This is a genomic window from Clostridium sp. AF22-10 (genome assembly GCF_003478725.1).
Classification (GTDB): domain Bacteria; phylum Bacillota; class Clostridia; order Lachnospirales; family Lachnospiraceae; genus Otoolea; species Otoolea fessa.
In genome coordinates this window covers 14,993-28,532 of the sequence record NZ_QUFZ01000009.1, presented here as the reverse complement: position 1 = coordinate 28,532, position 13,540 = coordinate 14,993, and the positions used below count along the sequence as shown (strand labels likewise).

Genomic DNA, 13,540 nt, shown 5'->3' with positions numbered 1-13,540 from the left:
TATTGTCAGTTTTTGCAACGAGGATGGGGCAAGCTGGAAGCAGAGAAGATCAGTTCTCCCATCGAATCTGCTCCCCCTGCACCAGCGGAAACCGCGAAAGCGTCTCCCCGTCCAGGTTCTCCCGGTTCATATCCACTGCCGTGATCTGATGGTTTTCATATGTCGTGTAGTAGTAAATCCCCTTATCCGCATTGCAGCAGGAGGTGTAGAGTGTGATTTCATATTTTCCATCGGAGACCTCGCAGCATCCGCGCTGCTGGTCAACCGAACCTAGGATATGGAAAAACTGGCTGACACTTTCTAGTTCGGATGCGCCGGAGCGGGCATTTGATTTTGTAAAAGCGACCCGTGCAAACCGGGAAGCGGAGGAGAGGTCTCCCGGAAGTCCGAGAGCGCCCATGCCGCGGCTGTAGGTTGTAAGCGGCAGATCGGCAGAAAATGTATTCTGCGGCTGCTTCGGGGACAGGTTCATGTAATTGTTGAGGGAGAACAGCTGCTGCGGGAACGGCGGATTGTTTGTCAGGACACCCACCGGATTGTCGTAGATATGCAGTCCGTCCGCCATCGGCTCGATGACGATGCATTCATTTTTATCGGCAAGAATCCAGTGAAGCTGCGCCGGGGCAAACTGCTCGTTGAATGGAGTGTCGGTCAGTACCATCTGGGCGAGGCGGACGCGAGCCTCTTTCACGGACGCACACTGGCTGAGAATCCAGGGGATGAACTCAAACTGTGCGATGTTGTCATGATCCTCCTGCGGCTTCTGGTAGGAGGCATTGCCGACGAAATTTAGTCCCGCCATGCAAAGCCCCTTCTCATTAAAAGCATCATAATAAAGCGGATAATCCCCCGCCACATGTGCCATGCCGATGATGGCATAGTGGGTCGAAACCGCGCTTGCGTGGCGGAAAGTAAGTGGATAGTTGCGAGGTGTGACGGTTACTTCGTCCCCGTAAGAAAATTCATAATCTAAAGTTCTGCCGAAATAGAAATCGATGGTTTTGTAAGTTGCTGCTGTACACATAGTCATTTCTCCTTTCTCTGTTTCAAAGTGTGTGGGGCAGATTGCGCCGGCCTATTTGTTGCATACTCTATATTCAACTGTATTACTGTAAAAGTGAAAGTGAATCTTGCTGTTTTTTAGTATATTTAGTATATCAAATTTTTGAGAAAAATATAGAAAAATTAAAAGTAGAATTAATCAGCTTCACAGATGTTTTGTCTGGGTATATAATAAGGGATAAAAACAGATAGAAATGATAGGCATATAAATTTTTCACAGGAGGATTCACTCATGACTGATACAGATAAAATCCAGATAAACGTAGCCCGCATCCGCGCTGAATTTGATGAGCTGGCGCGGATCGACTCAGAAAGTTTCGGGGAACGCGAGATGGCGGATCGCTTGAAGGAAAAGCTCGCAGAGCTGGGAATCCAGGCAAAGGAAGATGACACAGCCGAGAAAATAGGAGGCAATGCGGGAAATCTGTTTGGAACGTTAAAGGGAGGGATGTCTGGCACGCCGATCCTGCTGTCCGGGCATATGGACACGGTCGCGCCGGGAATCGGAAAGAAGCCGGTTTTTCATGAGGACGGAACCATCACTTCGGATGGAACCACCGTGCTTGGCGCGGACGATCTGACCGGGGTAATCGCCATCTTAGAAGGCATCCGTGCCGTGCAGGAGGCAGAAATCCCGCACCGGGATATCGAGATCCTCTTTGCGGCGGCGGAAGAGCCGTTTACAAGAGGAAGCTCGGAGTTCGATTTCAGCCAAATGAAAGCGAAGGAATCTTACGTTTTGGATGTAACTGGACCAGTCGGGACAGCGATCCTGCAGGCACCGACGATCCTTTCCTTTGAGGCGGCAGTCAAGGGGCGCGCAGCGCACGCTGGATTTGAGCCGGAGAAAGGCATCCACGCGATTCAGACGGCGGCCCGCGCGATTGCCGCATTAAAGCTGGGGCACGTGGATGAGGAAACAACCCTGAATGTGGGCTTGATTTCGGGCGGTTCGGTTGTGAATGCCGTGCCGGAACTCTGCACCTGCCGGGGCGAGATCCGCAGCTACAGCCATGAAAAGGCAATGGAGACCCTGGAAGATGTCCGTGCGGTGTTTGAAACCGCTGTCAAAGAGGCGGGGGCAGAGCTTTCTTTCACACACCGCCTCCATGTCAAAGCCTTCCATCTGGAACCGGACGCGCCGGTGGCAGTTCATTTTGCCGGGGCCTGCCGCACCCTGGGAATCGAGCCGAAATTCGGCAGCACCTTCGGCGGCAGCGACGGAAACACGATGATGCAGCACGGAATCCCATGCGCGGTGCTTTCCTGCGGTATGTACGATGTTCATTCCGTGCGGGAGTATGCGAAGGTGGGGGATATTGTGAATGGGGCGAGATTGATCGCGGAACTGATTACGCAGGGGTAAGAAGCGGGTATAGAGTAAAACTGAACAATGTTGACATAGCCGAACGGCTTTATTATTTCACCAAAACAATTATATAGCCGTTCGAACAAAAAATAGGGTGATTTGGAATGAAAATAACATCGACAAGCGCTGAATGAAATGTCCATCCAGCTTATGGAAGAAGGATATCCAAAGGCAAGGGATATTCGAGAGCAGATATTAAAAGAGGGCGGATATTCTCATTTATAAAAGTATCGTTCCATTTTGGTAGAGTTATTTTTGTAACTATTTTGTAAGAAAAGTAAGAAAATGTCTATATATTTTGGAATATAAATCTGATATTATTAGAATAAATAAGAGATATGTCTGGTTTTGCAAAAATAAAGAGAGGTTGCTGTTTTGTGAGATTTCAGCCCTGTCAGGATAGTGAATCGAGAGGTGATCGATATGAAGAAAAAATTCTGGCTGATATTATACCATTTAGGCGGTTCGGTGGTACTTTTATTGTTACTGTACACGTCTCTTCAAGGCTTGACAACAGTGACCTTATGTTTAGCGATACCGGTATTGGCAGCAAGTATTATAGAGGCAAAATTTGAATGGAAATTTTTACGAGAGAATCCGGAAATCAAAAAGGATACAACCTATCGGATCGCAAAAACACTCGGATATCTTTGTGGTCTTATTTTGGTGGTAGGAGTATGGCCTCGTCATTAGAACATTTTTGCTTAATAAAAGACTCTGTTACACTTGGATTGAATCGAGAGGTGATCAATATGAAGAAAAAATTCTGGCTGACATTATACAATATAGGCGTCTCTATTTTATTCTTACTGTCATTGTACAGTTATGCAAAAGGCATGGCAGGCTTTTCTTTATTTTTAGCGCTGGCAGTTTTTGGAGAAATTGCGGCAAGGGCTTTTATTGAATGCAAATACTTGCAGGAGAGTCCAGAGATAAAAGAGGATACAGCTTATCGAATCACGAAAGTATTGCGATTGCTTTCTGAAATTATCTTGATCATAGGAGTATGGCGGATTCGTTTTAAATAGCCACATTCTAAAAATAACGCTTATGATATATTCCATATTCAATGAAAGAGGAGGCATCCGTCCATCAACCTCGGTTGCTTCCTCTTTCTCTATCTATTTCAATCAAAATCTATTTCATCATATCGCGTAAAACCGTCAATATCTCCATCGCCGCCGCTTCCTTACTCATCTGCTCCAGATGGCGGGTCTGCTGCTTATCGATCAGCGTGATGACGTTTGTATCGGTGCCGAATCCGGCGCCGGCTACCTTTAAGTTGTTGGCAGCGATCAGATCCAGATTTTTGCGTTCCAGCTTGCCGCGGGCGCGTTCCTCGAGCTGGGAGGTCTCCATCGCGAAGCCGCAGAGCAGCTGTCCCGGACGTTTGTGTGCGCCGAGGTAGCTTAAAGTGTCCTCAGTGCGCTCCAGCGCCAGGCTCAGATCGCCGTCGGATTTCTTGACCTTTTCATCAGAAACGACTGCCGGACGGTAGTCAGCGACGGCTGCCGCCTTGATGATAATGTCCTGTTCCTCACTCCGGGAGGTGACTGCCTTAAAGAGGTCGTGTGCGCTTTTGATGTGGACAGTATTGACAAATGGAGGCGGAGTCAGTGAAGTTTCGCCGGTGACGAGTGTCACGTCGGCACCGCGCAGCATCGCCATCCGTGCCAGCGCATAGCCCATTTTGCCGGTCGAATGGTTCGTGAGGTAGCGCACCGGATCGACCGCTTCCTGGGTCGGACCGGCGGTCACAAGGATCTTCTTTCCAGCGAGATCCTTCGGGTAGGCGATCGCGCGGAGAATATATTCCAGGATCAGCCCCTCATCCGGAAATTTGCCCTTTCCGGAATCGCCGCAGGCGAGCAGACCGCTTGCTGGTTCGATGATGGTAAAGCCGTAATGTTCTAACAGGCGGAGATTATCTTGGGTAATAGGATTCTCATACATCCGTGTGTTCATCGCCGGAGCAATGATGCGCGGGCACTGGCAGGCTAAGAGCGTGGTCGTTAGCATATCATCGGCAAGTCCGTGTGCCAGTTTGGCGCAGACATTGGCAGTCGCCGGGGCGATGATCGCGAGATCAGCTTTTTTCGCCAGCTCGATGTGTTCCACTTCAAATTTAAAATTCCGGTCAAAGGTGTCCGTCAGGCATTTATTGACGGTCAGGGTCTCAAAGGTAAGCGGTGTGATAAATTCCATCGCATTTTTAGTCATAATCACGTGTACATCCGCGTGCTGTTTCTTTAAAAGGCTGGCAAGGTTCGCCGCCTTGTATGCGGCGATTCCGCCGGTTACTCCCAAAATAATCGTTTTTCCAGTTAACATAATATATATCCTTTCGGTTTGTACTCTGGTTTTCTGGGTCATTTTCGAACAGCATAGCATCTGGAGGAAAAATTGTAAACCCTTTTTGGCTTCCGTTCTCTGCCAGATTCTTTGGTAAGCGCATATAACAGGAGAGGAAAGAAATATCTATTTTGTGAAAAGACAATAAAAAACAGTACATATTCTGGTAGAATTGTTGGTTGTATGTTGAAAAGTGATGTGATATAGTGTGGAAGTGTCTGCTGACTGGCCTGGTTTTCACTGGATGTGAACAGGGACAGGCGGCAGCAGTTGTATTGTATCCCATAGAAAACAGGCACTGAACGTGCTGGCAGCAAATCCGCGGAAAGCGGCAGAAGAAACTTCTGCCGGAATGTGCGTATCTGCATACGGATCTGTATCTGAGATGGAGAATCATACCGGAAGAGACGGGGAATTAAAATGCCCTGGCTCGCAGCTTTTCTGGATGGTATCGCCGGAAAGAACGGAATTTGTAAGGATTTTATGCACATGATATTGGCGCAGGTAAGCGGCAGTCTGGTGAACAAAAGGTGCAGCAGGTTTTTCGAACGGGAATAATAACAAGGAGGAAAATTTCATGAACACAACAAACAACACATCTAAACTTGTCATCTTAGGTCTTATGACCGGCATTCTTCTGCTGATAGCGTACACTCCCCTCGGATATCTGAATATTGGGCCGCTGGCGATTACATTTAATGTGATTCCGGTTGCGATCGCGGCGATCACACTGGGACCGGCAGGCGGCGCAGCGATCGGTGCAGTCTTTGGCATGACCAGCTTTTTACAGTGCATCGGCATCGGCGGCAGCAGTGCGATGGGCGCGATGCTTTTCAGCATTAACCCGTTTTTGGCATTTGTACAGAGATTCGTTCCGCGTATGCTGGATGGTCTTCTGTTAGGCTACATTTTCCAGTTTGTACGCCGCAGAACCGATGTGTACATGGCAAGTCTGGTAACCGGATTCTGTTCCGCGTTTTTAAATACAGTTTTCTTTATGACGGCTTTAGTCGTTCTGTTTGGCAATACCGAATATATGCAGGGGCTGATCGGCGGAAAAAATATCATCCTGTTCGTATGCGGTTTCGTAGGAATCAATGCAGTATGCGAGATGGTATCGTCCACAATCCTCACCGGTGCAGTCGGTGCAGCGCTTTACCGGGCAAAATTTGTACCGGCTCTGGAAAAAAGCAGGGGGTAAGACAGTATGATTTTGGCATTGGATATCGGAAATACGAATGTGGTTCTCGGTTGTATTGCGGATGGGGAAATTCTCTTTACCGAGCGGATGGCGACAGACAGCGGGAAAACAGAGCTTGACTATGCGATTTCCCTGAAAATGGTGCTGGAGCTGCGGGAAATCAAGGTAAGTGAGATCACCGGCGCGATCATCGGTTCGGTAGTGCCGCCGGTTACATCTCTGATGCGGGAGGCGATCCGCAAGGTGACGGGGCAGGAAGCTCTGGTCGTCAATGTGGATATGAATATCGGTCTGGAAGTGCTGATGGACAATCCGTCCTCCGTCGGTACCGATCTAATCGTCGGTGCCGTCGCGGGAATCAACCGGTATCCGGTGCCGCTCATTCTGATCGATATGGGAACGGCAACCACCATCTGCGTGGTGAATGAGAACAAGCAGTACATCGGCGGCATGATTCTGCCGGGAATAGGTGTATCGATGAATTCCCTGACCAGCCGGACTGCCCAGCTTCCGCGCATCAGCCTTGACCCGCCAAAGCGCCTGATCGGCAAGAATACGGTTGAATGTATGCAGAGCGGCGCGCTCTATGGCAATGCGTCCTGCATCGACGGTATGGTAGATCGGATTGAAGAGGAACTCGGCCAGAAAGCCACCGTTGTAGCCACCGGCGGTCTTGCCAGAAAAATCATTCCGCTGTGCCGGCATCAGATAGAATTAGATGATGAATTGTTATTGCGGGGGTTGTGGATTATCTATAAGAAGAATAAATAAGATAAAAGCGGCTGGAAAAAATCAAGCCGCTTTTAAAATGCAATTAAAAAAGATGCAGAAGCACAAATATAGTGCGAGTGATTAATTTCTGTGTTATACTGATACAGCTACCACCCCTAGACAGGTGCGGAAAGGGGGTGTACTGTGTGGGAGGAATACTGTCATTCGTGCTCTCTGTGATAGCCAGCATTGTGGCTTACTATATTTGTAAGTGGCTGGATGGAGATGAGTAGGTAGCAAAGGTTTAAGCCTCCTTTTCAAAAAAGGCGAGCCCCCGGTGTCAGCACACACCGGGGGCTTTTTGTGTACTCTGTGAGTACTGTCATTCGTTTGCCTATTGGCATTATAGCATATGGAAAAATTGATTTCAATATGCATATAATATAATTTTAATAGGTAATCTCTCGTCCTTCTTTTCTCCACTCCCTAAACTGTGCCGCTGCGGAAAGCAGAAGATCACAGGAAGAGTTGAGGGCGGTCTCGACGGAATCCTGCACCACGCCGATGATAAATCCGACACCGATGACCTGCATGGCCACATCGCTGGAGATGCCAAACAAGGAGCAGGCAAGCGGAATTAAGAGCAGGGAACCACCGGCAACACCGGATGCGCCGCAGGCGGAAAGTGCCGACAGGACGCTTAAAATGATGGCGGTCGGAATATCCACCGGAATTCCCAGCGTATTGGCTGCCGCCAGCGTCATGACGGTGATGGTAACAGCCGCACCGTTCATATTGATGGTCGCACCGAGCGGGATGGTAACGGAGTAGGTATTTTTGTCCAGTCCCATTTCCTCGCAGACTTCCATGTTGATCGGGATATTTGCCGCTGAGCTCCGGGTAAAGAAGGCGGTGACCGCGCTTCGTTTCAGACACTTGAAAATCAGCGGGAACGGGTTTTGGTGGATGCACCAGTATACGAGAATCGGGTTGGTTACGAAGTAGATAAACAGCATCGAGCCAACCAGCACGGCGAGAAGCCGTCCATATTCGGTAAATACCTGTAAACCGTTGGTGGATACAGTGTCAAACACAAGTCCGAGAATACCGAACGGGGCAAAGTTGATGATCCAGGTAACAACCTTGGACAGTGCCGCCGCAAAATTGTCCATAATTTCTTTCGTGCGTTCGCTGGCGCCGCGCATCGCCACGCCGAAGAGAACCGCCCACGCCAGGATACCGATGTAGTTTGCCTCTGCGATGGAGGTGATCGGGTTCTTTACGACATTTAATAAAAGTGTCTGCAGGACTTCTGCGATTCCCTGTGGGGCAGAGGTTTCTTCTGCAGCCTGTGCAAGTGTCAGGGTGATCGGGAACAGTTTACTTGCGACGACCGCGATCACAGAGCCGAGCAGTGTGTTGAACAGGTAAAGGCAGACAACGGTGCGGATGATGCCGCCGTGGCTCTGCTTTGCCTGACAGAGGGAACTGATAACAAGGAAAAATACGAGCAGGGGCGCGATGCCCTTTAATGCGTTGACAAATAGATTTCCAAGGATTGAGAGTCCGACTGCCTGCGGAATCATCATTCCCAGGACAGCGCCGAGAATCATGCCGCCCAGAATTCGTTTAGGCAGGCTGATGGCTGTCCAGCGTTCATAGAGTGCTTTCATAAAATACATACTTCCTTTGTGATGATGAAATGGGGTTGACGAGTGTCGGGGAGCTGAGTCAAATGTGCAAATGCAATATCTCCCGAATGATTCAACTGTCTGTGCAGCATCCGGCACAAAATCATGTGGATTCTATTATACAGGAGATAGAAAGAAAGGGAAAGTGCTTTTTTATGGCAGAGTGATAGAGAAATAGAGAAAAAATTTTTGCCCGTGTTCCGTGTGGCCAGTGGCAGAACTTGAAGTGGCGATAAGCGAAAAGAAAACTTGTATTTCTATCTGCTCTATGTTATACTCATACCCGTTGCAAAGCCCGCAAAAACAAGGTCTTACAGGGCTGCCGCCGATTTCCGGCGTAAAATGAATCGAGTGTTCGTGACCTTCCACTCGTAAAACAAAACTAAAGGAGAATTGAATATGAAAGAAAACAACCTGAAAAACACGTATTTTCTGGCGTATGGCGCGGCGATCGCGGCCATCTACGTAGCGCTGACGATGGCATTCCAGCCGATCAGCTTCGGACCAGTGCAGTTCCGTATTTCGGAAGCACTCTGCATCCTGCCGTTCTTTACCCCGGCAGCGATTCCGGGACTCTTTGTCGGATGCTTTTTATCCAATCTGTTCTGCGGGGCAGCCGGACTGGATATCGTATTCGGAAGCCTGGCAACCCTGATCGGTGCCGTCGGCTCCTATGCGCTTCGCAAGAGTAAGGTTTTAGTATGTGTACCGCCGATCCTGGCTAACACGATCATTGTACCGTGGGTGCTCCGGTTTGCATACGGCTCTGAGGATCTGATTCCGTTCATGATGCTGACTGTCGGGATCGGCGAGGTGCTGGCAATCGGCGTGCTGGGAAGCATTCTTCTGGCGGCGTTAAACCGTTATAAAACCATGCTGTTCGGCAAGTGTCTGGCAACGGGACGCTAAGAAAAAGACATAACTTAAATGATATAAAAGATGCATGTTACAGACGGATCGCAGTGCGATGGCTGGCGTGTATCTTTTATTTTTTTTTGCCTTATATTGACAATTTCATGTAAAAGAAGTTAAATTAAAAGGACGTGAAAACACAATGCCTCGCGGTTCCATATCGTTTTTCTATGGCGTCTGCGAAAACAAAAACCGCCTGCGGCGGGGAAGGAATGCACAAATATGAGTGAGAATGTATATCAGATTGATTTTAATAAACCAGAATCCGTCCATTTCATCGGAATCGGCGGTATCAGCATGAGCGGACTGGCAGAGATTTTGATGGACGAGGGATTCACTGTGTCCGGCTCGGACGCACACCGTTCGGAGCTGACCGATAACCTGGAGGCGCGCGGCGCGAAGGTATATATCGGACAGAAAGCGGAGAATATCCAGGATGGCATCAATGTGGTTGTCTATACCGCAGCGATTCACCCGGATAACCCGGAATTTCAGGAAGTAAAACGGCGCGGCATTCCGATGCTGACCCGTGCAGAGCTCTTGGGCGAGATGATGCGGAACTATAAAAATGCGATCGCGATTGCTGGAACACACGGCAAAACGACAACCACTTCAATGGTAACGGAGATTGTCTTGCAGGCGAAAAATGACCCGACGATCTCGGTCGGCGGCATCCTTCCGGCGATCGGCGGCAACATCCGCGTCGGCGGACCGGAATTTTTCGTGACGGAGGCGTGTGAGTATACCAACAGCTTCCTATCCTTCTACCCGACGATGGCGGTCATTCTTAATATAGAAGAAGACCATCTCGATTTCTTCAAGGATCTGGCGGATATCCGTCATTCCTTCAAGCTGTTTGCCGAGCGCGTACCGGCTCAGGGCGCGATTGTCATCAACGGCGATATCGAGAACTATCAGGAGATCATAGAAGCGGCAAAAGGCAAGGTTATTACTTTTGGTCACAGCCGCGGCAACGATTACAGTGCCGGTGATATCCAGTATGACGATTACGCGCATCCGTCCTTCGATCTTTATATCGGCGGTGAGAAGAAAGAGCGCCTGACGCTCGGTGTGGCAGGTGAGCACAATGTATACAATGCGCTGGCAGCCATCGCTGTTTCCCTGGAAAATGGCATCTCCATGGACGCCATCCGCGTGGGACTGGCACATTTTACTGGAACCAACCGCCGGTTCGAAAAGAAGGGTGAGGTAAATGGATTTACCATCATCGACGACTATGCGCATCATCCGCATGAGATCGAGGCTACCTTAAAGACGGCGCAGAACTATCCACACAAGACACTCTGGTGCATCTTCCAGCCGCACACCTACACGCGGACGAAGGCATTTCTGCCGCAGTTTGCCGAGGCGCTCTCACTGGCAGATAAGGTCATTCTGGCGGATATCTACGCGGCGCGCGAGACCGACACACTGGGCATCAGCTCGGAGGATATCGTGAAGCTTCTAAAAGAAAAAGGAAAAGAAGCCTGGTATCTGCCGACGTTCGATGAAATAGAAAAATTTGTCATGGAACATTGTGCACAGGGTGACCTGCTGATAACCATGGGCGCCGGAGACGTTGTAAATGTAGGGGAAAACCTCCTTGCGAAATAGATGCACTCCCAGAGTACATATAGTTATCCACATTATCCACATAGTTTTCAACATATTATGTAAAGGAACTATGTGGATTTTTTGCGCCTAAATGTGAAAATGGCGAAATGCCGAAAATGTTGATAAAATAAGGATTTTGTCGGGGGCAGGGTTGTTTTTTGAGGATTCTTGAAGGCTTTTTCCACATTATCCACATTATCCACAATCAAAATAGTGGAAAAATCGGTCTAAAAGTGTCGGTCGCGAACCATAATTAGGAGTATTTCTTTTTAAAAAAAGGTATGTTATGATAGGAACAGACGCAGTGAGCCTGTGATAAATGGATGAAAATTGTCTTGTCCGGAGCAAAACTGTGGAAAAGTCCGGAAACAAAATAAAAACGGTGGAAAAGTAAGAAAACAGGAAGATTTAGATGGAACAAATAGAGAATATTTTAAAATGAAAGTAAAATACAGCAGTTTGAACGGTTCACACAGCCACAGGCTGCTGATAGATAAATGGTAACAGGAAATGTGAGAACGCAGAATGGCTAAGAGGGAAGTTAGAAGATGGGAATAGGACTCAAAAACCGGCTGGCGGTGGGCGCGACGCCGGTTCCGGACGTATTTATTGATACATATATGGCGGGAGCCAGTGGAGAATATGTGAAGGTATATCTGTACCTGCTCCGCCACCAGCAGGAGGAAGTCTCGATCGGACAGATCGCGGACGCGCTCAACCACACGGAGGCGGACGTGCAGCGCGCGCTGGCATACTGGCAGAGAGCCGGGGTGCTGGGAACGGAAGTCGGTGAAGAGGCACAGCGATCGTTTCAGGAGACGCCGGGACAGCAAATTTCGCCGGTTTTTGCTTCAACGGAATCCCTGGCAGGCGCTGGTTCCTTTGCGCCATCTACAAAAACTGCCGCGCGGGAAGCCGCAGCCTGCGATATGTCACGCCTGACCTCGGATGAGTCGTTTAAGCAGCTTATTTATATTGCCCAGCAGTATTTAAACAAGCTGCTCACACCGACGGACTGCCAGATTCTTGGAAATCTCTATTCGAATCTGGGATTTTCCGGGGAATTGCTGGAATACCTGATTGAGTACTGCGTGCAGAACCACCACACCAGCCTGCGCTATATGGAAAAGGTGGCGCTCGGCTGGCATAAGCGCGGCATCAAGGATGTGGAACAGGCGAAAGCGAGCGGCAGAGGCTACACGAAGGGTTCATTCGCGGTTATGCGGGCGATGGGGCTTTCGGACCGGAGCCCGGCGGAGGTCGAGAGTGAATTTATCGAAAAATGGTTCTGGGAGTACGGTTTCACACGCGAGCTGATCGTCGAGGCGTGCAGCCGCACGATCCGGCAGATACATAAACCGTCGTTTGACTATGCAGACAAGATCCTGCGGGATTGGAAAAATGCCGGGGTCAAGAGCTTCCGGGATGTGTCAGAGCTAGATAAAAAACGGAAGGAAGAAGGCGGGGCGAAGCGCCGGCAGGCGTCTGCAGGCAGCAGCCGTTCTTCCAACCGGTTCCACAATCTGGAGGAACACGGATATGATTACGACGAGATGGTATGGAGCATGATAAACGGAGCGCAGAAGACAGGAGGGGACGATGGCACTCAGTAATTCGCAGTATGAATCGATCATGCGTGTTTATAACCGGACACAGCTTCAGAAGAAACATGAGCTGGACGCGCGGGTTGATGAGGTCTATGAGAAAATACCGGCGGTCCGGGAGATGAACGACGCGATCGCCGCCGCGGCGGTCAAGAGCGCGAAAGAGCTTCTGGCGGGCGATGCGGACGCGGTGAAACGTCTGCGAGGGACAATCGCAGACCTGAAAGAGCAGCGCCAGGTGCTGATGAGCGCCTACGGCTATCCGGCGGACTATCTGGAGATGCAGTATAATTGTCCGAACTGTAAGGATACCGGGTACAAAGACGGCAAAAAATGCCACTGTTTCCGTCAGCGGGAGATCGATCTGTTATACGCCCAGTCGAATATCCGGGAAGTGCTGGAGCGGGAAAATTTTTCTCATTTTTCCTATGATTATTTTGATGACACGAAGATCGATCCGCGTAGCGGCAAGACTGCCCGCGCGTATATGGAGCAAGTGACGGCGTTCTGCCACCGCTATGTGGACGGATTTAAAGAAGAAAAGGGAAATATCTTATTTACCGGAAAAACGGGGCTTGGAAAGACGTTTTTAAGCAACTGCATCGCGAAAGAGCTGATTGAGCGCTGTTTCAGCGTCGTGTATCTCCCAGCGGTGGAGATGTATGAGATATTTTCAAGGGACCGCTTCGCAAATGATGCGACCGATGAGGATCGCGACCGCTCCCAGTATTTATTAGAGTGCGATCTGCTGATCATCGACGATCTGGGGACGGAACTGGTGAATACGTTTACGACTTCCCAGCTCTTCTATGTGGTCAACGAGCGCTTAAACCGGAAGAAAGGCACGATCATTTCCACCAATCTGCCGGTCAATGAGATGCGCGACGAGTTTACCGATCGCGTCATGTCACGGATCATAAGCCAGTATCAGATCATTCCGCTCTACGGCGAGGATATCCGGATACGAAAAAAGCTGGAAAACCGGTAATGGGTTGACTTATAAGGGACATAATGATATAAAAGA

At 49.4% G+C, this 13,540-nt stretch carries 12 protein-coding genes; 9 read left to right on the top strand and 3 right to left on the bottom strand.

Annotated features, from left to right (window positions below):
* Window positions 1–49: 49 nt before the first annotated feature.
* On the bottom strand, window positions 50–1,024 hold the full coding sequence (gene bsh, locus DWX91_RS08195; RefSeq protein WP_118473011.1) for a choloylglycine hydrolase: 975 nt from the start codon (window positions 1,022–1,024) through the stop codon (window positions 50–52).
* A gap of 270 nt (window positions 1,025–1,294) precedes the next feature.
* Here bsh and DWX91_RS08190 point away from each other — a divergent pair, with 270 nt between their 5' ends.
* The 3 genes from DWX91_RS08190 to DWX91_RS08180 all read left to right on the top strand — a co-directional run bounded on the left by DWX91_RS08190 (window position 1,295) and on the right by DWX91_RS08180 (window position 3,459).
* Window positions 1,295–2,428, top strand: coding sequence for a M20/M25/M40 family metallo-hydrolase (locus tag DWX91_RS08190; protein ID WP_118473010.1), 1,134 nt, complete (start codon window positions 1,295–1,297; stop codon window positions 2,426–2,428).
* Between the two features lie 426 nt (window positions 2,429–2,854).
* Entirely contained in the window at window positions 2,855–3,124 is a 270-nt protein-coding gene (locus tag DWX91_RS08185) for a hypothetical protein (protein WP_022359590.1), read from the top strand.
* Between the two features lie 59 nt (window positions 3,125–3,183).
* Window positions 3,184–3,459: a hypothetical protein gene (locus tag DWX91_RS08180; protein WP_107001717.1), complete on the top strand. Its 276-nt coding sequence runs from the start codon at window positions 3,184–3,186 to the stop codon at window positions 3,457–3,459.
* Window positions 3,460–3,568: 109 nt separating this feature from the next.
* Here DWX91_RS08180 and coaBC read toward each other — a convergent pair whose 3' ends face one another.
* Window positions 3,569–4,762 (bottom strand): bifunctional phosphopantothenoylcysteine decarboxylase/phosphopantothenate--cysteine ligase CoaBC, encoded by a 1,194-nt coding sequence (gene coaBC / locus DWX91_RS08175; protein ID WP_118473009.1) that lies wholly within the window; start codon window positions 4,760–4,762, stop codon window positions 3,569–3,571.
* A gap of 598 nt (window positions 4,763–5,360) precedes the next feature.
* On the opposite strand from coaBC, the gene DWX91_RS08165 reads away from it, so the two are divergent.
* Both DWX91_RS08165 and DWX91_RS08160 read left to right on the top strand, forming a co-directional pair.
* A complete protein-coding gene (locus DWX91_RS08165; RefSeq protein ID WP_118473007.1) occupies window positions 5,361–5,984 on the top strand; it encodes an ECF transporter S component in 624 nt (207 codons plus the stop codon).
* Between the two features lie 6 nt (window positions 5,985–5,990).
* Complete coding sequence (locus DWX91_RS08160; RefSeq protein ID WP_107001714.1) at window positions 5,991–6,755, top strand: type III pantothenate kinase; 765 nt, start codon at window positions 5,991–5,993, stop codon at window positions 6,753–6,755.
* Between the two features lie 389 nt (window positions 6,756–7,144).
* Here the strand turns inward: DWX91_RS08160 and sstT are convergent, their stop codons facing one another.
* A complete protein-coding gene (gene sstT, locus DWX91_RS08155) occupies window positions 7,145–8,368 on the bottom strand; it encodes a serine/threonine transporter SstT (RefSeq protein WP_118473006.1) in 1,224 nt (407 codons plus the stop codon).
* 417 nt (window positions 8,369–8,785) lie between these two features.
* On the opposite strand from sstT, the gene DWX91_RS08150 reads away from it, so the two are divergent.
* The 4 genes from DWX91_RS08150 (at window position 8,786) to DWX91_RS08135 (ending at window position 13,504) form a co-directional block, all read left to right on the top strand.
* Entirely contained in the window at window positions 8,786–9,295 is a 510-nt protein-coding gene (locus DWX91_RS08150; RefSeq protein ID WP_022359584.1) for a QueT transporter family protein, read from the top strand.
* Window positions 9,296–9,520: 225 nt separating this feature from the next.
* Window positions 9,521–10,912: a UDP-N-acetylmuramate--L-alanine ligase gene (gene murC, locus DWX91_RS08145; protein WP_118473005.1), complete on the top strand. Its 1,392-nt coding sequence runs from the start codon at window positions 9,521–9,523 to the stop codon at window positions 10,910–10,912.
* Window positions 10,913–11,460: 548 nt separating this feature from the next.
* Window positions 11,461–12,525: a DnaD domain protein gene (locus DWX91_RS08140; RefSeq protein ID WP_118293765.1), complete on the top strand. Its 1,065-nt coding sequence runs from the start codon at window positions 11,461–11,463 to the stop codon at window positions 12,523–12,525.
* Window positions 12,512–13,504: an ATP-binding protein gene (locus DWX91_RS08135; RefSeq protein WP_118473004.1), complete on the top strand. Its 993-nt coding sequence runs from the start codon at window positions 12,512–12,514 to the stop codon at window positions 13,502–13,504. Before DWX91_RS08140 ends, DWX91_RS08135 begins: the two co-directional genes overlap by 14 nt.
* Window positions 13,505–13,540 lie beyond the last annotated feature (36 nt).

Excerpts from the sequence above, each read along its gene's own strand:
- bsh (WP_118473011.1), bottom strand. The coding sequence starts at position 1,024 with ATGTGTACAGCAGCAACTTACAAAACCATCGATTTCTATTTCGGCAGA.
- DWX91_RS08190 (WP_118473010.1), top strand. The coding sequence starts at position 1,295 with ATGACTGATACAGATAAAATCCAGATAAACGTAGCCCGCATCCGCGCT.
- DWX91_RS08185 (WP_022359590.1), top strand. The coding sequence starts at position 2,855 with ATGAAGAAAAAATTCTGGCTGATATTATACCATTTAGGCGGTTCGGTG.
- DWX91_RS08180 (WP_107001717.1), top strand. The coding sequence starts at position 3,184 with ATGAAGAAAAAATTCTGGCTGACATTATACAATATAGGCGTCTCTATT.
- coaBC (WP_118473009.1), bottom strand. The coding sequence starts at position 4,762 with ATGTTAACTGGAAAAACGATTATTTTGGGAGTAACCGGCGGAATCGCC.
- DWX91_RS08165 (WP_118473007.1), top strand. The coding sequence starts at position 5,361 with ATGAACACAACAAACAACACATCTAAACTTGTCATCTTAGGTCTTATG.
- DWX91_RS08160 (WP_107001714.1), top strand. The coding sequence starts at position 5,991 with ATGATTTTGGCATTGGATATCGGAAATACGAATGTGGTTCTCGGTTGT.
- sstT (WP_118473006.1), bottom strand. The coding sequence starts at position 8,368 with ATGAAAGCACTCTATGAACGCTGGACAGCCATCAGCCTGCCTAAACGA.
- DWX91_RS08150 (WP_022359584.1), top strand. The coding sequence starts at position 8,786 with ATGAAAGAAAACAACCTGAAAAACACGTATTTTCTGGCGTATGGCGCG.
- murC (WP_118473005.1), top strand. The coding sequence starts at position 9,521 with ATGAGTGAGAATGTATATCAGATTGATTTTAATAAACCAGAATCCGTC.
- DWX91_RS08140 (WP_118293765.1), top strand. The coding sequence starts at position 11,461 with ATGGGAATAGGACTCAAAAACCGGCTGGCGGTGGGCGCGACGCCGGTT.
- DWX91_RS08135 (WP_118473004.1), top strand. The coding sequence starts at position 12,512 with ATGGCACTCAGTAATTCGCAGTATGAATCGATCATGCGTGTTTATAAC.